The 20,180-nt window shown below is 31.3% G+C and carries 18 protein-coding genes; 16 read left to right on the top strand and 2 right to left on the bottom strand.

Annotation, left to right across the window (positions count from 1 at the left end; translation table 11 throughout):
- Positions 1-49 precede the first annotated feature (49 nt).
- Positions 50-667, bottom strand: coding sequence for a hypothetical protein (locus tag JNO63_RS07880; protein ID WP_203128288.1), 618 nt, complete (start codon positions 665-667; stop codon positions 50-52).
- The gene (locus JNO63_RS07875; RefSeq protein ID WP_203128286.1) at positions 660-1,148 is read right to left on the bottom strand and encodes an aminoacyl-tRNA deacylase; all 489 of its coding nucleotides are present in this window, start codon (positions 1,146-1,148) and stop codon (positions 660-662) included. Before JNO63_RS07875 ends, JNO63_RS07880 begins: the two co-directional genes overlap by 8 nt.
- Before the next feature lie 79 nt (positions 1,149-1,227).
- Between JNO63_RS07875 and JNO63_RS07870 the strand changes: the two genes are divergently transcribed.
- The 16 genes from JNO63_RS07870 to JNO63_RS07795 all read left to right on the top strand — a co-directional run bounded on the left by JNO63_RS07870 (position 1,228) and on the right by JNO63_RS07795 (position 19,756).
- On the top strand, positions 1,228-2,004 hold the full coding sequence (locus JNO63_RS07870; protein ID WP_203128284.1) for an MBL fold metallo-hydrolase: 777 nt from the start codon (positions 1,228-1,230) through the stop codon (positions 2,002-2,004).
- Positions 2,005-2,040: 36 nt separating this feature from the next.
- Entirely contained in the window at positions 2,041-2,895 is an 855-nt protein-coding gene (locus tag JNO63_RS07865) for a DegV family protein (RefSeq protein ID WP_203128282.1), read from the top strand.
- A gap of 229 nt (positions 2,896-3,124) precedes the next feature.
- Positions 3,125-3,982 carry a DegV family protein gene (locus JNO63_RS07860; protein WP_203128280.1) on the top strand — a complete coding sequence of 286 codons (858 nt, stop codon included), beginning with the start codon at positions 3,125-3,127 and terminating at the stop codon, positions 3,980-3,982.
- Between the two features lie 166 nt (positions 3,983-4,148).
- On the top strand, positions 4,149-4,685 hold the full coding sequence (gene infC / locus JNO63_RS07855) for a translation initiation factor IF-3 (protein WP_203128290.1): 537 nt from the start codon (positions 4,149-4,151) through the stop codon (positions 4,683-4,685).
- Positions 4,675-4,872, top strand: a complete 198-nt coding sequence (rpmI, locus tag JNO63_RS07850) for a 50S ribosomal protein L35 (RefSeq protein WP_203128278.1) — start codon at positions 4,675-4,677, stop codon at positions 4,870-4,872. Before infC ends, rpmI begins: the two co-directional genes overlap by 11 nt.
- 18 nt (positions 4,873-4,890) lie before the next feature.
- Entirely contained in the window at positions 4,891-5,244 is a 354-nt protein-coding gene (gene rplT, locus JNO63_RS07845; RefSeq protein WP_203128276.1) for a 50S ribosomal protein L20, read from the top strand.
- Entirely contained in the window at positions 5,244-5,966 is a 723-nt protein-coding gene (locus JNO63_RS07840; protein WP_203128274.1) for a TrmH family RNA methyltransferase, read from the top strand. The genes rplT and JNO63_RS07840 overlap by 1 nt, the downstream gene beginning before the upstream one ends.
- Before the next feature lie 234 nt (positions 5,967-6,200).
- Entirely contained in the window at positions 6,201-7,223 is a 1,023-nt protein-coding gene (pheS, locus tag JNO63_RS07835) for a phenylalanine--tRNA ligase subunit alpha (protein ID WP_203128272.1), read from the top strand.
- Positions 7,224-7,231: 8 nt separating this feature from the next.
- Positions 7,232-9,619, top strand: coding sequence for a phenylalanine--tRNA ligase subunit beta (gene pheT, locus JNO63_RS07830; protein ID WP_203128270.1), 2,388 nt, complete (start codon positions 7,232-7,234; stop codon positions 9,617-9,619).
- An 8-nt stretch (positions 9,620-9,627) separates the two neighbouring features.
- Positions 9,628-10,119: a cell division protein ZapA gene (zapA, locus tag JNO63_RS07825; protein WP_203128268.1), complete on the top strand. Its 492-nt coding sequence runs from the start codon at positions 9,628-9,630 to the stop codon at positions 10,117-10,119.
- A complete protein-coding gene (locus JNO63_RS07820) occupies positions 10,119-12,323 on the top strand; it encodes a peptidase U32 family protein (protein WP_203128266.1) in 2,205 nt (734 codons plus the stop codon). Before zapA ends, JNO63_RS07820 begins: the two co-directional genes overlap by 1 nt.
- Entirely contained in the window at positions 12,323-14,668 is a 2,346-nt protein-coding gene (locus tag JNO63_RS07815) for an endonuclease MutS2 (RefSeq protein WP_203128264.1), read from the top strand. Before JNO63_RS07820 ends, JNO63_RS07815 begins: the two co-directional genes overlap by 1 nt.
- A gap of 9 nt (positions 14,669-14,677) precedes the next feature.
- Positions 14,678-16,375, top strand: a complete 1,698-nt coding sequence (argS, locus tag JNO63_RS07810; protein WP_203128262.1) for an arginine--tRNA ligase — start codon at positions 14,678-14,680, stop codon at positions 16,373-16,375.
- Positions 16,375-17,061 carry a hypothetical protein gene (locus JNO63_RS07805; protein WP_203128260.1) on the top strand — a complete coding sequence of 229 codons (687 nt, stop codon included), beginning with the start codon at positions 16,375-16,377 and terminating at the stop codon, positions 17,059-17,061. The genes argS and JNO63_RS07805 overlap by 1 nt, the downstream gene beginning before the upstream one ends.
- Before the next feature lies 1 nt (position 17,062).
- Positions 17,063-18,160: a tetratricopeptide repeat protein gene (locus tag JNO63_RS07800; RefSeq protein WP_203128258.1), complete on the top strand. Its 1,098-nt coding sequence runs from the start codon at positions 17,063-17,065 to the stop codon at positions 18,158-18,160.
- Between the two features lie 45 nt (positions 18,161-18,205).
- Entirely contained in the window at positions 18,206-19,756 is a 1,551-nt protein-coding gene (locus tag JNO63_RS07795) for an NAD(P)/FAD-dependent oxidoreductase (protein ID WP_203128256.1), read from the top strand.
- The last annotated feature ends 424 nt before the right edge of the window (positions 19,757-20,180 follow it).

Here is a 20,180-nt window from a genome sequence, read left to right as displayed (position 1 = left end):
AAAAAACTGACCTCCTTAAGTTGATTAGGTCCAACTTTAAGGGGTCAGTTCAATTTGATGGGAGATTTTTATTGATATTTGTAATAGTTTTTAAATTGCTTGAAAGATCATATATTGCTTTTACATTTGAATAATCTTTGGGGTTATTCTCTTTTATATAATCGCATAGGTCCATCATCCAAACTAGGACATATTTGTTAAGATAAAAGGCTTGGATACCATTTGCAAGAATCGATCTTCTGCCATTTATTACAATATCATTGCGAATTTCTTTAAAAAACTTGGTCCAATATTTATTTGATGCCTCATTTATAATTAATGATTCGATTAAAGTTTTGAGGGCCATTATGTATTTTTCATCTATAGGATTAATATAAAAATCTATAACCCCATCTTGGTTTAAAATTATATCCTCATTTGCTTTTAAGTTTTCATAGCTACTAAAATATTTTTCTCTATTAAATCCTTCAAAAAAATTTGGATAAAGTCCGTAGGGGAAATTTGAAATTTTAATTGTATTTTTTAAAAATTCTAATTCTTCATTTCCATTATCGAAACTCGCTATAAATATGGGTGATAAGATAACTAAGAGTCTTAACCTATTATTATTCTCATCATTTTTAAAAGAAAATTTTATATAATCCGTATTTTTTTTAATATCAATCATTTTTTTGTATTACATCAAAAAATCGGCCACCGTTTGCTCTAGCTAAGTCTTCTGCTTTAAGTTTTATGCTATGGCCAATTTTGCCAGCAGATACTTTTATAAATTCGTGGTCTTTTGCACTCTCATCAATTACAACATCATAATCTTTTTTCATAGCAAGACTAGTTGTAGCTCCTCTTTCATAACCGATTTTGGATTTTAAATCTTTTAAAGGCAGCATTTCTAGAGATTTCACTCCAACACACTTACTAGCTTTTTTAAAGTCAATATTTTCAGCACCTGGGATTACAAAGATAAAAATATCATTTGTATTAGATACTGTGGCAAGAGTTTTATACACCACGCTTATGTCTTGGTGGGTTTCTTCTGTTAGGTCAATTGTAGATTTAAATTCACCTTCAAAACCATAATCTATATGTTCGTAAGCTATATTTAGATTGTCTAATGCGCGCATGGCGTTTGTTTTTACTTCTTTTTTCATAAAAATCACTTCCTTTTTTTTATTATACTCGAACATTACTATCTTTATGGGTATAAGTTTTTAAAGAATGGAGAATATTATGAAAGATGGAATTATAATTACTTATGTTTACCACTCTTGCTATACAGTAGAGACTAAAGATTTATTTATTATTTTTGATTATTACAAGGGGCTTTTAGACATTCCTGAAAATAAACAAGTGGTATTTATCTCAACCCACTCACATAGCGACCACTACACATCAGAAATATTAAAAGTACCTGAGATGGAAAATAAGACTTATATACTAAGCTCAGATATTGGCAAATTGCCATCCAATGAAAATATTATATATATTAGAGACAATAAGCTTTCTATGGATCAGCTAAAGAGCCTTTACAATTCAAAAAATGTACAATTTGTAAATAAAAATAATACTTATAATATAAAACTTAACAATGGTCAAAATTTAAGGATTAAAACTTTTGGATCAACAGATAAGGGAATTTCAATTTTGCTTTATGTTGATGATATGACTATCTTCCATGCTGGTGATCTAAATTATTGGGCTTGGCCGAAAAATGATACTGAAACAATGCAAAAAGAATATGATGACTTTATGGTAGAAGTAGAAAAAATAAAAAAAGAACCAGTAGATATTGCATTTTTTCCAGTAGATCCAAGACTTGATGAAAATTATTACAAGGGTGGGGATATCTTTATAAAAGAAATCCAGCCACAAATATTTTTCCCTATGCATTTTGCTGATAAACTTGGTATTAGCAAGAAGTTTAAGGAAGATTTTTCTTTCGGAAAAACAGATGTAAGAGAGATTACAAAAGAAAATCAAAAAATAGTTATAGACATAGATAGTTAGAAAGAATATGATATAGTTATTGAAATAAGGAGCATTATGGAAAAGATAGCAATATTAGCAGATACTGCATCCGATATCGATACAAAGCTTGCAGAAGAGATGGGAATATATCTTTTGCCTTTATATGTAAATTTGGATAGCAAGTATTATAAAGATAGAATAGAAATAAGTACAGATGAATTTTATGATTGGATGAGAGATAGTGACTCTATTCCAAAAACCAGTACAGCTTCACCTGGGGAACTTCATGATATATTAGAACAAATTAAAAATGACGGTTATGAAAAAGTAATTGCCGTTAGTATTGGTGCCCATTTTTCATCAACTTACAACTTATTTAATATGATAAATATAGATGGGCTTAAGACCTACGTTTTTGATAGTGGAAATCTTACTTTATCAGAGGGTATTTTTGCTATCTATGCAAAAGAGTTAGTGGATGACGGATATGGATTTGATGAAATAATTGAAAAATTAAATGCTAAAAAGGATGATTCAAAAGTTTTTTTTGCTCTAGATACCTTTAAATATCTAGTAGCTGGAGGGCGAGTACCAAGATCTTTTGGAAAGATTGGTGATGCCTTATCAGTTAAACCAATTATAACCATCAATCCAGAGGAAAGTATTTTTAAACTTTTTAAAATAACTAGGGGAGAGAAAAAAGTTTTAAATGAATTTAGAAAAATAGCGGAAAAAGAGCTTGAAAACGTAAAAGACTATTACTTTTATATTGGTCATGGTGGTTATGAAGGAGGAATGGAGAAATTAGAAGAATTATTTTCTGATATCATAGCTGGAGCAAAAAGAAATTTTGAAATCCAAATTTCCCCAACACTTGGGGCAAATACGGGACCGGGTCTCTTTGGTTTTGGATTTTTCAAATTAGATTAAAATATAAATTAACTATTATATATAAAATTGTATTAATTATTAATTGACAGCAATTTATAAAAGTTAGTATAATAATAAAAAGTCGATATAAAAATCTGATAAATTGTTAGTAATAAAAAACGAAGATAAATATATTTTTAGATATTCATGGCCTCGGCCATGAGTATTTTTATTTGCGGATAAATATCATAATTTAAATACAATATGTTTTATATATAAAGGAGATTTTATGGAAAAAATAGCCCTAATCACTGATTCTGGAGCTGACCTGTCAGAAGAGTTTATAAAAGAAAATAATATATATGTAGCTAACTTATATGTAGTAATAGATGATCAATTTTACGAAGATAGAGTTGCTATAAACCCAGCTGACTTAAATAAGAAAAATAATGAAAATTCTAAGTTTACTGCAAAAACTACATCGCCATCGCCAGCAGATTTTAGCGAAGTTTTTAAAAAAGTTGCTAATGATGGATTCAAAAAAGCAATTTATGTGGGACTTAATCCAAAATTATCATCTACTTTTTCAAATGCTGAGCTAGCAGAAAAGCATGGATTAGAAATAGCAATGGTAAATAGTGGGTCAGTAACCTTGCTTGAAGGTCTTATAGTAATTTATGCCAATGATTTGATAAAAGAAGGATTTACTTTTGAAAAGATAGTAGAAAAACTTAACAAAAATGTAGGTAATCAAAAAGCTTATGTTTGGTTTGATACTCTTAAGTATTTAAAAGCTGGAGGCAGGCTTGGAAAAGTAGCCAAAAGAGCATCTTCAATATTAAACTTCAAACCTGTTTTATCACTAGATGGGCAGGGAGATTTTGATCTAATAAAACTAAAGGTCAAAAAAGAAAAATCCTACGACATCATAGAAGAAAAAATCAGAGAAGATTTAGCAAATGTAAAAAAATACTATATGACCTATATATCTGGAACAGAAAGAAGCTTACTTAAAGATATAAAAAATAGACTAGAAGATATAGAAGAAAACGCTGAGTCTGCACTAACAAGCCAATTTGGCTCTGCAATATCCGCTCATGCCGGTAGCAAGGCCTATTCTGTAGGATATCTAAAAATAATTGAATAAAATATTTGACAAAATCAAATAAAGCTAGTATTATATACGACATAGACAACAAAGAAGTACCCAGATACTCACCTGCCGATATAAATTTGTAGGTAAATAATTTTTAAAGACGAGATTTAAAAATTGGAACGGGTACTTTGTGCCCGCTTTTTTTATGTAATTATACATTGGAGGTATAACTATAAAAGATTTAAGAATAAATGATGAAATTAGAGCTGACCAAGTAAGATTAATCGATGAAAATGGTAACCAAGTTGGTATTACAAGCCTAAGAGATGCACAAAATCGTGCTGATGATGCAAAACTAGATTTAGTTTTGATGAGTCCAAATGCAAAACCACCTGTTACAAGAATCATGGATTATGGAAAGTTTAAATACGATCAAGAAAAAAAGGAAAAAGAAAATAAGAAAAAACAAAAAAATGCTCAATTAAAAGAAACAAGATTTTCCTTAAATATTGAAGACAATGATTTACAAACTAAGGCAAATCAAACCATTAAGTTCTTAAACAACGGGGATAAGGTAAAAGTTTCTATAAGATTTAGAGGTCGTGAACTTGGCCGTAAAGAACCAGGTTATGAATTGATGGATAAATTTAAAGAGATGCTAGGAGATAGCGCTGCGGTTGATAAAAAACCAAAAATGGAAGGTAGATCCCTAGTAATGTTTTTAGAACCAAAAGGAGAAGAAAATGGCAAATAAAAATAAAACAAGAAGAGCTGCTGCAAAAAGATTTAAAGTAACAGGCAGTGGAAAAGTCGTAAGAAGAAAAGCATACAAAGGTCACTTAACAGCAAAAAAATCACCAGCTAGAAAAAGAAATCTTAGAAAATCAACAGTAGTTTCTAAAGCTGATGAAAGAAATGTTAAACAATTATTAGGAATGTAATTAGGAGGCAAATAGAAAATGGCAAGAGTAAAAAGAGCAATCAACGCTAAGAAAAAACACAAAAAAGTATTAAGACAAGCAAAAGGATACTACGGTTCAAAAAGCCTTCTATATAAAACAGCTAACCAAGCTGTAATGAAATCTTTAAACTATGCTTACATTGGACGTAAACAAAGAAAAAGAGATTTCAGAAAACTTTGGATTGCAAGAATCAATGCTGCAGCAAGACTTAATGGTACAACATACTCAAAACTTATGGGTAATCTTAAAAAAGCAAACATTGATATCAACAGAAAAATGCTTGCAGAAATCGCTGTAGAAAATCCAGCAGAATTTAGCAAAATCGTAGAATTAGCTAGCCAAAACGCTTAATGGTTATAAACTCTACATCCAACCAAAAATTTAAATATATATCAAAACTTAAAAATAAAAAGTATAGGAATATAGAATATAAATTTATTATAGAATCTAAAAAGTTAGTAGAAGAGGCCATCTCTTCTGCTGATGTAGATTTTATTTTTTTATCAGAAGCTAATAAGGATTATAAATGCAATCTTGAAAAAATAATATTTGATGACAGCCTTTTTAAAAAACTATCAAGCCTTAAATCCCCAGATGGATTTGCAGCAGTAGTTAAAAAGAAAAAGGAAAAAGAAATTTCATCAAAAAGAGTTTTACTATTAGATAGATTAAATGATCCAGGCAATATGGGAACTATAATCCGTTCTGCAGAAGCCTTTGGATTTGATGATATTTTGCTTGCTCCAAATACTGTTGATATATATAACGAAAAAACTTTAAGAGCCTCAATGGGCTCCATTTTTAGATTAAATATAAAACAAATTAGCTATGAAGATATAGATTTGTTAAAAAAATCTTACAAATTGGTAGCAGCCGACATGAGCGGGTATGATATTAATAATTGTAAGATAGAGGATGATATTATCCTTGCAATAGGAAATGAAGCAAATGGTTTATCTCAAACCATAAGATCAATGACAGATATATATGTGAAAATTCCTATGAAAGGACAAATAGAGTCCTTAAATGCAGCTATTGCAGCTAGCATTTTGATGAATAATCTTAGCTTATGATTCGGAAAAAACTTTAGCTATTCTTTACCAGAAAGAGGGAATGATGGAAGCCCTTAAAGTTACGGCTAGATATATTCACCGATGAAGCTTGATATGAAATTAGTAATTGATACGGTTTGCTGCGTTATAAGCTTTTAAGTGGGTTAATATAAACCAATTAAGGTGGTACCGCAGGTAAATTCTGTCCTTTTCTAGGACGGAATTTTTTTATTACAAAAATTGAAAGGAATAGTAATGGAAGAAAATTTAAATCAAATTTTATCTAAGGCACAAAGTGAGATAGAAGCTGCAGATAGTCTTGATACTCTAGAAAAAATAAGAGTAGCTTACCTTGGGAAAAAAGGTGTGATAACAGGTCAAAAGAAAAATATATCTAAACTGTCAAATGAAGAAAAACCAATGGCAGGAAAGCTTATAAATCAAACAAGTACAGAAATTGAAAATGCGCTTAGTGAAAAGTCTGAAACTGTTAAAAAAGAACTTTTAAAACAAAAAATCGCAGAAGAAACTATAGATGTAACAGCTCATTTTGAAAAACACGACAGTGGGCACTTGGCATTAATAAACCAAACATTAGAAGAACTTGAAACAATTTTCCAAAATATGGGATTTGATGTTGTAGAAGGGCCAGAGATAGATACGGTAAAAAATGTTTTTGATGATCTAAACTCACCAGCAGACCATCCAGCAAGGTCAACTAGTGATACTTTTTATATAACAGATGATATATTACTTCGCCCACACACTTCATCCATGCAAATTAGAGTTATGAATGAAGGAAAACTACCAATTAAAATGGTATCAGCAGGAAGAGTATTTAGAAATGATGAAGTAGATGCAACCCACTCACCAATGTTTCACCAATTAGAGTGCCTAGTTGTAGATGAAAATGTATCTATGGCAAATCTAAAGGCAACGCTTGAAACATTTATTAAAGAAATGTTTGGAGATGATATGGAACTAAGATACCGTCCACATCACTTCCCATTTACAGAACCATCTTTAGAAGTAGATGCAACTTGTCCAGTTTGCCGTGGGGAGGGTTGTCCAGCTTGTGGAAATACTGGTTGGTCCATGGAGCTTTTAGGTGGGGGAATGGTACATCCAAATGTATTAGAAGCTTGTGGAATCGATAGCGAAAAATATACTGGTTTTGCCTTTGGTCTTGGAGTAGACAGGATTGCCATGGTAAAATACGGCCTAGATGATATCAGATTACTATATGACAATGACAAAAGATTTTTGGAACAATTTTAGGAGAGATAATGTTAGTACCTTTAGTTTGGCAAAATAATTACGTAAAAATAGATGAAGATTTAAAAACTATTACAGATAGACTTTCAGAAACTGGATCTCACGTTGAGGAAGTAACAATTATAACAAGTCAATTAGAAAGTGTAGTTGTAGGTCATGTCCTAGAACAAGAAAAGCACCCTGATGCAGATAGATTACAAGTTTTAAAAATAGATATTGGAAAAGAAGATCCATCAACAATAATAACAGCAGCAAAAAACACAAAAAAAGGTGATTATTTATTTGTAATTACAAGTGGGACTACAATGGATAATGGAGATTGTATAGGAGACCATGACTTTTTTGGTATAAATTCTGAAGGCATGCTTACTTCATATGCAGAGCTTGGCTATCCTGATAATGTAATTCCAAAAGAATTTAAAGATGGAGTTATCATTTTAAATGAAGAATATAAACCGGGCACACCTGTAAGTGAAGTTTTATCTTCAGATACTCCAGTAATTGAATATGAAATCACACCAAATAGACCGGACTGCCTATCAATAATTGGTATGGCAAGAGAGACAGCAGCAAGCTTTGGCAAAAAAATTACTCTTCCTTCTGTTGACTACAAGGAAAATGACGAAGATATCAAAGATTACTTTAATGGAGTAAGTATCGAGTCAGAAAATTGTGCTAAATTTACCACAAGAGTGGCAAAAAATGTAAAAGTAGCTAAGTCACCTCAGTGGTTACAAAACTATCTGATTTTAGCAGGTATGCGTCCAATAAATAATATCGTAGATATTACAAACTTTGTTCTCCTTGAAACTGGCCAACCATTACACGCCTATGACTTGGATAAATTAGCTGATAAAAAATTAATAGCGCGCCAAGCCAAAGATGGAGAAGTTTTAAAAACTCTTGATAGAGAGGAAAGAAAGCTTGATTCTGATATGCTAATTATTGCCGATGGAGCAAATCCAGTTGGTATAGCAGGAGTGATGGGAGGATTTGATACAGAAGTTACTGATGAAACTACAAATATAGTTCTTGAAGCTGCAAATTTTGATGGAGCAAGTGTAAGAGAAACTTCTAAAAAACTTGCTTTACGTAGCGAATCATCAACACGATTTGAAAAAGGACTTCCACTTGAAATGGCAGATTTTGCAAGCCGCCGTGCTATGAAACTTATATCTGATTTAGGAATCGGTGAAGTTGTTGGTGGATTTATAGAAGAGGGCAAAGAAAATTCAGAAGAAAAAACTGTAGACCTTCGCATATCAAGATTAAATTCCCTAACAGGAGTAGATTTTTCAAAAGAAGAAGCTATCAAAAACCTAGAACTTTTAGAATTTGAAGTTGAAGATATAGATGACAATACAATCCGTGCCAAAGTACCATTCTTTAGAACAGATGTAGAAATAGAAGCAGACTTAATCGAAGAAATTGTAAGATTATACGGTATGGGCAAAATTGAACCAAAAGCACTTTACTCAAGCCTACAAAGAGGGCTTAGATCTGATGCAAGACTTTTAAGAGATGATTTAAAAAGAGAACTTACAGACCAAAAATTTGCAGAACTTACTACTTATTCTTTCATCTCTCCAAGAGAATTTGACAGAATGGGAGTTTTAGAAGATTCTCACCTAAGAGAATATATAAAATTAACAAATCCACTAGGTGAGGACTTCTCAGTAATGAGAACAACTCAAATTTCAAATATGCTAGATGTAATTGCAAAAAACATAAACCGTGGACAAAAAGATTTAAGATTATTTGAGCTTGGTAAAACTTTTGTGAAAACTGATTCGAACTTACCAGATGAAAATGACACTTTAACTATGGGACTTTATGGAGCATATAATTTTTATGATCTAAAAGATATATTTGAAGTAGCTATGGCACGTGTTGGTTTTAATGGATTTACCTATAAGACACAAAAAGAAAATCCTATTTTCCATGCAGGAAGGTGTGCAGATATTTATTATGGTGATGAATTTATCGGAACTATGGGAGAAATTTCCTATGAAGTTCGCGATGAATACAATATCAAAAAGGGAGCTTTAATTTTAGAAATCAATCTTTCTCAAATAAGAGATCAAAGAATAAAGAATAAAAAATATACGGCTCTTCCAAAATACCCAGCAATTACCCGTGATTACTCATTTGTAACAGATAGAAATCTTGAATCTAAGTTTATTGAAGATACAATTATTAATAATGGGGGAGAGCTTGTTAAAAATATCGAGTTATTTGATATTTATACAGGTGATCAAATTGAAAACGACAAAAAATCTATATCCTACAAGGTAGAATTTAGATCAGATGATAAGACCCTAAAAGAAGAAGACATAAAAGATATTGAAGAAAATATTTTAAATGATTTAGAAAAATCAAACATAGTTTTACGTAGTTAGGAGTAAAAGTGAGCGAGAAAAAAGTTCAAGTAGAAATCGATGGGGCAACATACACCCTAGTAACTGATGAAAATGAAGAACAAATCAAAGATATTGCCGATTATGTAAGTGGAAAAATTGCTGAGGTAAAATCGAATAAACTAAGTTATGACAGAGAACTGGTCTTAGCAAGTGTAAATATTGCCAACGATTTATATAATGTCGGCAATAGATATAAAAGACTTAGAGAAGAATCAAGTGAGGCTGTGGAAAAATATCCAGGTCTTATTGAAAATTACAAAAAATCAGTAGACCACAATGACGAATTAATCGCAAAAGTAGATGAGCTTTCAGCAGAAATTAGTCAGATAAAAGAAGAAAACGAATCATTGAATAAAAAAATAATAGTAAACGAAGAAAGTGATAAAACTATTGAAAAATTGAGAGCCGAACTTGAAAGACTACAAAAAGAAGTTGTGGCTCTTAAATCAGAAAATGACCAATTGAAAGGGTCTATTTAATGAAAAAACCTGAAATATTAGCTCCTGTCGGTAATTCTGATATGCTTTTTGCAGGAATTGCCGCTGGAGCTGATAGTTTTTACTTAGCCCTAGATGATTTTGGGGCTCGCGCATATGCGGAAAATTTTACTTTAGAAAATATAAAAGAAACTATCGACTACATCCATCTTTTTGGAAGACGTGTTTTCATCACGATGAATACGCTTATAAAAGATCACGAAATGCCGAAGGCTATTTCCTATGTAGAAAAACTTTATGAGTATGGAGTAGATGGTCTCATCATCCAAGATTTAGGATTTTTTTCAGTTATTAAAAATCAAGTCCCAGGAATGGAATTACATTCATCAACCCAAATGGCAGTTCGTGAATATTTCGGAGCAAAATACCTAGCGGACCTTGGTTTTGATAGAATTGTTATAGCTCGTGAAACACCAATAGAAGAAATAAGAAAAATTGCAAGCTTACCCGTTGAAACAGAAGTTTTTGTTCACGGGTCGCTTTGCGTTAGTTTTTCTGGAGAATGTCTGATGAGTTCTTATTTTGGAGGCAGATCAGCAAACAGGGGAAGATGTGCTGGTCCATGTAGACAAAAATATAAATTAATATCTAATGAAAAAATTTTAGGCGATGATTATTATTTAAATATGAAAGACCTAAATGCCATCGATAATCTAGATCAACTTTTAGAAATAGGAGTAGATTGTTTAAAAATCGAAGGACGTATGAAGACACCAGAATATGTATTTTCCGCAGTTAGCAATTACAAAAATAAAATAGAAAATGATTCTTATAACAAAAACGAAATGCTAGATAGCTCAAATAGAGGTTACACTAAAGGATTTATTTTTGGCCAAAACAAAGATTATATCAGCTTAAAAGATGATAATAAACATAGAAGTGTGGGCAAAGTTATAGACAGCAAAAATAAAAAATATTTTATCACAAATTCTATTTTATATATCGGAGATAATCTTGAAATCTTAACAGAAAAGGGCAAAAAATTACCATTTACAACTACTAGAGATTACCAAGCAGGAGAAAAAATATTACTTGAAAAATATCCTGATGCAAAAGTTGACTCAGACGTGTTAATAGTAAATTCTAGCAAGCTAGCAAAAGATAAAGATCAAGCACTTAGCAATTATCGTAACCTTCCGGTAAATATTTATTTTAAGGCTAGACTTGGAGAAAAACCTCAAATAAAACTAGAATATAAAAATGTTTCGGCAACTTATATTCATAATGTAATTATTGAACAAGCAAAAAATATTGCGATTTCTGAAACTGATATTAGAGAAAATTTATCAAAATTCAATGATGAAATATTTACTCCAGACCAAATTAATATTGAAATAGATGATGAACTTTTTCTTAGGAAAAAAGATATAAATGAGTGCCGTCGTATGGGAGTGGCAGCTTTGAAGGAAGCGATTTTAAATAATTATCACAGGAATGAAATTAAAGTCGATTGGCCAGACTTAGAGAAAAATCAAAATCAGATAGAAGAAAAAAATATTGAATTGCTTAGTAATGATATTAGCCCAGAGCTTTTAACTGATTTTGATAATATCTATATTAGAAATTTTAATCCCAAATATGCTGGTCATAATTTGTATCTAAATTTGGATTCTCACGATGAATACGAAATCAATAGTCTAATTGATTTTATAAAAGAAAATAAAATAAAGGGTGTTGTGTGCAACAATTATAGAGATCTTAGCTTTATCCATAAATTTAAAGAAAATGATATAAAAATAAGGATAGGTAGAAGCTTAAATATTTTCAACTCCTACACGGCAGATTTTTATAAAGCTTTTGCAGAAAATATTTGTGTATCAACAGAGATTGACTTAGATATTTTAAATAATATAAGCAAAAATCAAGCTGTAGAGGCCCTAGTTTATGGAAGGCCAGAATTGATGAATATGCGTCATTGTCCATTTTCCGTTATAAAAAAATGCGGATTATCAGGTTGTAAAACGTGTAGATTTAATAAGGCAGGATTAGAATCACATGATGGGGATAAAATGAAAGTTATTCGATATGGAGAATATTCAAAAATTTACCCAGACCAAGCTAGTATATTTATTCATGATGATTTTTCAGATAATGTATCACTTTTATATTCAGTGATGGATGATAATGATATTTTAAATATGAACCAGGCAAAAATTCGCGATTCTTACACAAAAGGAGTGATTTAATGCAAGAGCGAACTTTAGAAGCTTTAGAATATGAGAAAATTTTAGAAAAAGTAGCAGGCCAAGCACGTTCAAGTGTTATAAAGAATAAAATTTTAAATCTAGCTCCTATGATAGATGCTGATGAGATTAAAGAAGAATTAGAAAATACAGCACAAATGGTAGGAGTTATTTCACGTTTTGGAAATATAGATTTATTTGGTCTTTATGACTTTTCTGCTATGATTGGCTATGTTAGAAAAAGAGGAATCCTAGAACCTTACGAGCTTTTACAAGTAAATGACCTTTTAAGAGTATCTGAGTATTTAAAAGATTATGGCAAAGACATAGAAGAGCCATACATCAAAGATTTATTTGCTAGAATTTCTACCAATGATTTTATTAAAGATGAAATCGAAAGGTCTATTATTAGCGAAGATGAAATAGCTGATAATGCTTCAAGTGAGCTTAGAAATATTCGTAGGCAAAAAGCTCGCAAGGAAGCCGATATAAAAGCAAAACTTAATTCCTATATTTCTAGTGACAGATATGATGATGCCTTGCAAGACAAAGTAGTGTCTATGCGTGATGGTCGTTATGTAGTGCCAGTTAAAACTAATAAAAAATCTGTAATTGGTGGAATTATTCATGATAAGTCATCATCTGGTAATACTTTATTTGTAGAGCCAGCTGCTATTGTTGAGTTAAATAACCAGCTAAAAGATTTGGAACTTAAAGAAGAAGATGAAATTAGAAGAATCCTAGATAGATTATCTCGTTTTGTTGAAAAATTTGATGTAGAAATTTTAGAAAACCAAAAAATAATTGGACGCATAGATTTCCTAGCAGCCAAGGCTAAGTTTGCAATAAATAATGAATACACCAAGCCAAAGATAACTACTGATAAGATAATAAAACTAAATCAAGCCCGTCATCCGCTGCTAACTGGGAAAGTTGTGCCAATAGATGTTGTGATTGGTGGTGATTATAAAACTTTAATAATCACAGGACCAAATACTGGGGGTAAAACTGTGTCTTTAAAAACTGTTGGATTAATATCCCTTATGGCCCAAACTGGTTTTTATATACCAGCAGATGAAAATAGTATAGTAAATGTTTTTGATGATATTTTTGTAGATATAGGAGATACCCAGTCTCTAGAGATGAGTTTATCAACATTTTCAGCATCTCTTACAAAAATTGTAAATATATTAGAAAATGCATCAGATAAATCATTAGTCTTATTAGATGAGCTTGGATCTGGAACTGACCCTACAGAAGGCGCAGCCCTTGCTATTTCTATTCTAGATTATTTACGTAAAAAAGAAATAATGACCTTTGCAACAACCCACTACAGTGAACTAAAGTACTATGCAGTAGAAACTGATGGTGTGATGAATGCATCTGTAGAATTTGATGTAAATACTCTTTCTCCAACATATAAGCTAGAGATAGGTACTCCAGGAAAATCAAATGCCTTTGAGATTTCAAGACGACTTGGTCTTGATGAAGGTATTTTAAAAAATGCCCAAAATTTACTTGGTGAAGATACCAAAAATGTAAACAAAATCTTAGAAGAGATTGAGGAAAATAAAGAAAAAATCGAAGCGAAAAATGCTGAAATTGACCGTTACAAAATTGAAATTCAAAAGGCTAAAAGAGATTTAGAAGAAAAATCCAAAGAAGTAGAAAAACAAAGAGCAGCTATCATTAGAAAAGCTGAAGATAAGGCGAATGAGATTTTAGAAAAAGCAAATACAGAGTCTCAAGAAATGCTAAAAGAAGCTAAAAAGTCTAAAAATTCTAATACTTCAGACATTGATCGTAGCTTAAATAATATTAGAAATAGATATAAATCTAATAAAATCGAGAGAAAACAAAAGGGCCTTAGCATTGGAAGATCAGACGATGCTCCAGAAAGTTTAAAACTAGGTGATATTGTAATCATCGAAGGAATTAATGAACGCGCTGAGGTTATATCTGAGCCAGATGACAGAGGCAATATCAAGCTACAAATGGGCATTTTAAAGATGGACTCAAATATCAAAAATGTCACCAAAGTAGAAAGTGATAGCAAGACAGAAAAAAATATTCAAAAGGTGTATAATGCTAAAAAAGCAATGAATATTTCACCAACCCTTGATTTGCGTGGACAAAGATATGATGATGCTATGAGAAATCTTGATAAATATCTAGATGATGCAATGCTTTCAGGACTTTCAAAAGCAAAAATTATCCATGGTAAAGGAACTGGTGCTTTAATAAATGGTGTTACAGAAAACTTGAAAAATGATAAGAGAATCGCAGACTTTAGGCTAGGCGATGACAAAGAAGGCGGCTATGGAGTAACAATAGTTAGCTTTGAGTAGGGAGGATTAATGAAAGATTTTAAAGATATAATTGCAAAAAAATTGGAAAATGAGGATTTAAACTTATCCTATGATGAGATTTATAATTTAATCGAGATTCCACCACAAGATGATATGGGGGATTTTTCCTTTCCTTGCTTTACTCTAGCAAAAGTACTAAGAAAAAATCCAGCGCAAATTGCAAGTGATTTGGCAGAAAAATTAGAAATCGAAGAATTTGAAAAAATTACAAATCTAAATGCCTATTTAAACTTTTTCGTAGATAGAAATCTTTATGAAAACTCAGTGTTAAACGAGATTTTAGAAAAAAAAGAAGACTATGGAAAATCTGATGAAGGCAATGGGAAAAATATTGTAATTGACTTTTCATCAGTAAATATTGCAAAGCCATTTCATATAGGCCATATTCGTTCAACTGTTCAAGGTGATGCTATTAGAAATATCCATGAGTTTTTAGGCTACAACGTAATAGCAACAAACTATCTTGGAGATTATGGTACACAGTTTGGAACAATGATTGCAGCCTACAAACTTTGGGGAGATGAAGAAGCCATTAATGCCGATCCTATCAATGAACTTTTAAAACTTTATGTAAGATATAACTCAGAAGCTAGCGAAAATAAAGAAATGATGGATGCTGCTCGTGCTGAATTTAAAAATTTAGAGGATGGGGATCCTGAAGCGACAAAATTATGGCAATGGTTTAAAGATATTTCTCTACGTGAATTTGAAAGAGTTTATGGGCTTCTTGATATCAAATTTGATGATTATAACGGGGAAAGCTACAATTCACAATTTATACCAGAAAGTATTGAGCTTTTAAAAGAGAAAAATCTTTTGGTAGAAAGCGATGGGGCACAAATAGTTGATTTAAGTCCTTATGATTTAACTCCAGCAATCATTATAAAATCAAATGGCTCTAGCTCATATATAACCCGTGATATAGGAACTGCCATAAATCGTAAAAGAAAATATAATTTTGAAGAAAACTTATATGTAGTAGCCACCCAACAAAACCTACATTACCAACAACTTAGAAAAATTTTAGAACTAATGGGCTATGAATGGTGGGATGATAATAAGCATATTGCCTTTGGTATGGTAAGTCTAAAAGATCAAACCATGTCAACACGCAAGGGACAAGTAGTTTTCCTTGAAGATGTTTTAAATAAAGCAATTGATAAAACTAAATCAATTATGGAAAACCGCGGTGCGGATATAGAAGATATAGAAAAAACTGCAAAAATTGTAGGTATTGGTGCAGTAAAATTCCAAGAATTATATAACAATCGCATAAAAGACTATGTTTTTGACTGGGATGAAGTGCTAAACTTTGATGGAGAAACAGGTCCATACGTTCAATACACTTATGCTCGAGCAAAATCTGTTTTAAGAAAAGCGGGAGCTGAAAATTTTGAAGTTACAGAATTCAAAAATCTAAAAACTGATGAAGAGTTTGCTTTAGTAAAAACATTGGCAGAATTTGGCAATGTAGTAGAAAAAGCTCGTGAAAAATATGAGCCATCCCTTCTTACAAGACACTTAACAGAAATTGCAAAAGCCTTTAACAAGTTCTACAATGCATCTCAAATAATGGTAGATGATGAAAATATTAAAAATGAACGTTTGGCTTTAACTTACGCAACTTCTATTGTTATCAAATCTGGACTTAGCCTATTAGGTATAAAAACAGTGGAGAAAATGTAATGAATGATAAATTAAAAGATTTTATGGAAGTGACATCCCAGGCTTTTAAGGAAAGTTTTAGCAAAATAAATAAAGTTTATGTAGCATTTATTGTTATTTTAATCAGAGCCTTTTTAATAAATTCTAGAGCGACCAGCATACTTGGTGGAGGATTTATTGGTGGTTTGATAAATTATTTTATTGAAGTCGCCCTACTTTGCTTTGTTGCCCAAGCCATGAGATCGGTTGTTGTTTATGGTAACACAGGTAAAAAATCCATTATGAATTCTATAAACAATTTTTGGCAACCAATCTTATCAGCATATTTCTTCTTTTATCTAATAGAAATGCTAATAAGCGGATTGCCAGGCTTATCTGACATAAAAATCATTTTATATGTAGGATTTAATTTCCTTATGTCTGCCTTATTAGAAGAAATTTATATAAATGGCAATGCAGGATTTGATGCCCTTAAAAAATCTGCAAAATTTGTATGCGATAATTTCTTTACCTATGGATTATTTTCCTTAATTTGCATAATAATCATTACAAATTTAACATTTACAATCACTTATGGAATTTTAGGTCATGTAATTTATGTATTATTAATCGCAATAATTGATTTGATTTTCTACCTGGTTAGAGGACATTTATTTAAATATTTAGACAAACATTCCTACCGACAAAGAAAATTTATGAGAGGCTAAGATGAAACTTGATAATTATTTCATAAAATTTACAGAAAATCTTGCATACCTAGACCTAAAAGATTCATCGTCCTATCCGATTCTAGAGGATGTGCCACTACCAATATATGTAGATGACATCCAAAGCGGTATTATGACAGGCACTATGAGTGAGAAAATAGAGCTTGAAAATTTCCTGGATGGTATGATTATAAATATAGGTGCTGATAAGGATTTTTTACACAATGAAGAGTATAAGATTATTCTAACTAATTTTTTAGATGATATTAGCAAGTACGCATCAAGCAAGGCCATGGCCATTGCTGATAAGGATATAAATAAAGCTCTTTTACTTTTAAGGGGTGGCTATATTTTAAACCCTATAGATAATTACAATGCATATTTATATGCTAGATTTTTATGGCCACAAGCCTTTGAAGCAAAGGATAAGTTCAAAGAAGACTTTATAAGAGAGGCATTAAACATTTTACAAAATATTATTTCAAATGATGAAAATTTTGCCATTTCCTATTATGAATTAGGGAATATTTACACAAATCTTGGCGAATATATTAAGGCACGCAGTTTTTATAACATTGCCTTACAAAAGACTGATTCAATAGAAGCTCAGGATGAAATCAGGGATAAACTTACTGAAATTAATGATAATGCAGAGATTGAAGAAGCCCTATATTTTATTGGCAAAAGTGATTACAATGGTGCAATCAAAAAATTGACAGGCCTGCTTTCAAATAAAAAACGAGCAGATGCCTATTATTATTTAGGAGTTGCCTACCAAAATGTTGGCCAATATGAAAATTCAATAATGGCCTTTGAAAATGCCCTAGATGCTGGTGCAGAATTTAGGGAGCTTTATAATGACTATGCTGTTTCACTATTCTTAAATGAAAGGCAAATCGATGCACTTGAAATAATTGAAGAAGGCTTAGAAAAATATCCTCAAGATCCAAGACTAGTTTATAACAAAATCCAAGTAAATCTAACACTAGGAAATATTGGCAGGGCCAGGGAAGAGATTGATGAGCTTCTCTCTTACGATGATTTAACTGATGAGATTAGGTCAAACTTACTAACAATTAAAGATCAATTCAAAATTTAAAGACCCATAGAGGTCTTTTAAAATGAGCAAAATGAAAGAGGCTATATGATTATAATTAGAAATATCATTCTAGAATCAGATAATCCTGAAAAACTAAAATCGAAAATAGAAAAACTTATAAATAAAAAAGATTTTTCTTACGAAATCTACAGAAAATCTATTGATTCTAGAAAGGGGATAAAATTTTCCTACCAAGTATTAGTAGATATTGATCCAACTGACAAAGAATTAAAAAGAATAAAAAATGCTGATAGATTTGAATTTAGGCAATCAAATATAGAGATCAATCATCCTCCAAAAGAAGTTACAATCATTGGAGCTGGCCCCTCAGGCCTATTTACCGCCTACGTTCTTTCTCAAAATGGTGTAAAAGTAAAAGTTTATGAACGCGGCGAAGCCATTGAAGATAGGATAAAAACTATAGAAAAATTTAAAAATACCGGAAAGTTAAATCCTGAATCAAACATCCAATTTGGCGAAGGTGGTGCAGGAACTTATTCTGACGGCAAACTTACAGCCCGTAGCAAGGACCCAAGAGTGAGAATGGTTTTAGAAACTTTCCACAAACACGGAGCTCCAGATGATATTATGATAGATGCAAAGCCGCACATTGGTACAGATTTACTACGTGAAGTAATTATAAATATGCGCGAGGAAATAAAATCAAACGGGGGAGAGTTTTATTTTTCACACCACTTAGATGGTATAAATATAACTGATAAAAAAGTAAAAAACATCTCTATTAACGGAAATAATATTGAAAGCGGAGCCTATGTTATAGCTATTGGCCATTCAGCCCGTGATACATTTGAAATGCTAAGCGATAAGATTTCTATGGAAAATAAAAATTTTGCAGTTGGCTTTAGAATTGAACACAAAAGACAAACCATAAATAATTCTCAATATAATGGAAAAGACACAGATATAGAGGGGAATCCATTACCAGCAGCTTCCTATAATCTTTCTTATAATGATAAAGAAAGTGGTCTATCTGCATATACATTTTGTATGTGTCCTGGTGGTTATGTAGTAAATGCCAGCAGTGAAGAAAACATGACATGTGTAAATGGGATGAGTTACCATGATAGAGATGGAGAAAATTCTAATGCTGCAATAATTGTGACTATAGGTGAAGAAATCTATGGAAATAATTTGCTAGATGGAATGAGATTTCAAAGAGAAATTGAAAAAAAGGCATTTAATTTAACTAAGGGAGATGTTCCAGTACAAAAGTTTGTAGACTTTAAAGAAAATAAAGAAACGACAGTATTAGGAAATATAAAACCATCAGTAGAATCTGCCTACAAATTAGCAAACCTTAGAAGCATTTATCCAGATATAATTGATGAAATGCTAATAAAATCAATAGATTATATGGGCAATAGACTTAGAGGATTTTCTGCTGATGATTCGATCCTATCAGGAGTTGAAACAAGATCGTCATCACCTATTAGAATGTTAAGAGATGAAGAAAACAAATCACAAGGAATTTCTAACTTATATGTAATAGGAGAAGGAAGCGGCCATTCAGGGGGGATAGTATCCTCAGCAGTAGACGGAATTAAAACTGCAGAATCAATTTTATCTAGAAAATAAAAAGTTTAAAAAAAGATTTGACAAGGCAAAAAATAGGGTGTATACTTCTATAGTCACTACAAAAGAGCTTGTGTTTTTAAAAAGATTTTTAAAAAAACTTCAAAAAAACACTTGACAAGCTCAAAAAATAGTAGTACACTATAAAAGTCGTTACAAACAACGACAACATGAACCGGATGTTTAAATAGACATCTAAAATGAAATTTAATATCAATGATTATGTAAAACAAAAACATAATCAACCTATCAATAAATAACTGAAAAGTTATTGACAACTTTAACCGAGTTGATTCTTTTGATAAAAAGGACGATTATATAAATCACGCATTAACAGTAAGTTGATGTAAATGAAGAGTCATGATTAGATGACTTTTATGAATTAGATTAAAAAACTACAAAAAATGTAGATAAAATTTTTCATGAG

Source organism: Anaerococcus sp. mt242 (assembly GCF_016798225.1).
Classification (GTDB): Bacteria; Bacillota; Clostridia; order Tissierellales; family Peptoniphilaceae; genus Anaerococcus.
The sequence above is the reverse complement of the archived record's forward strand: the minus strand, read 5'-3'. Positions and strand labels throughout refer to the sequence as shown.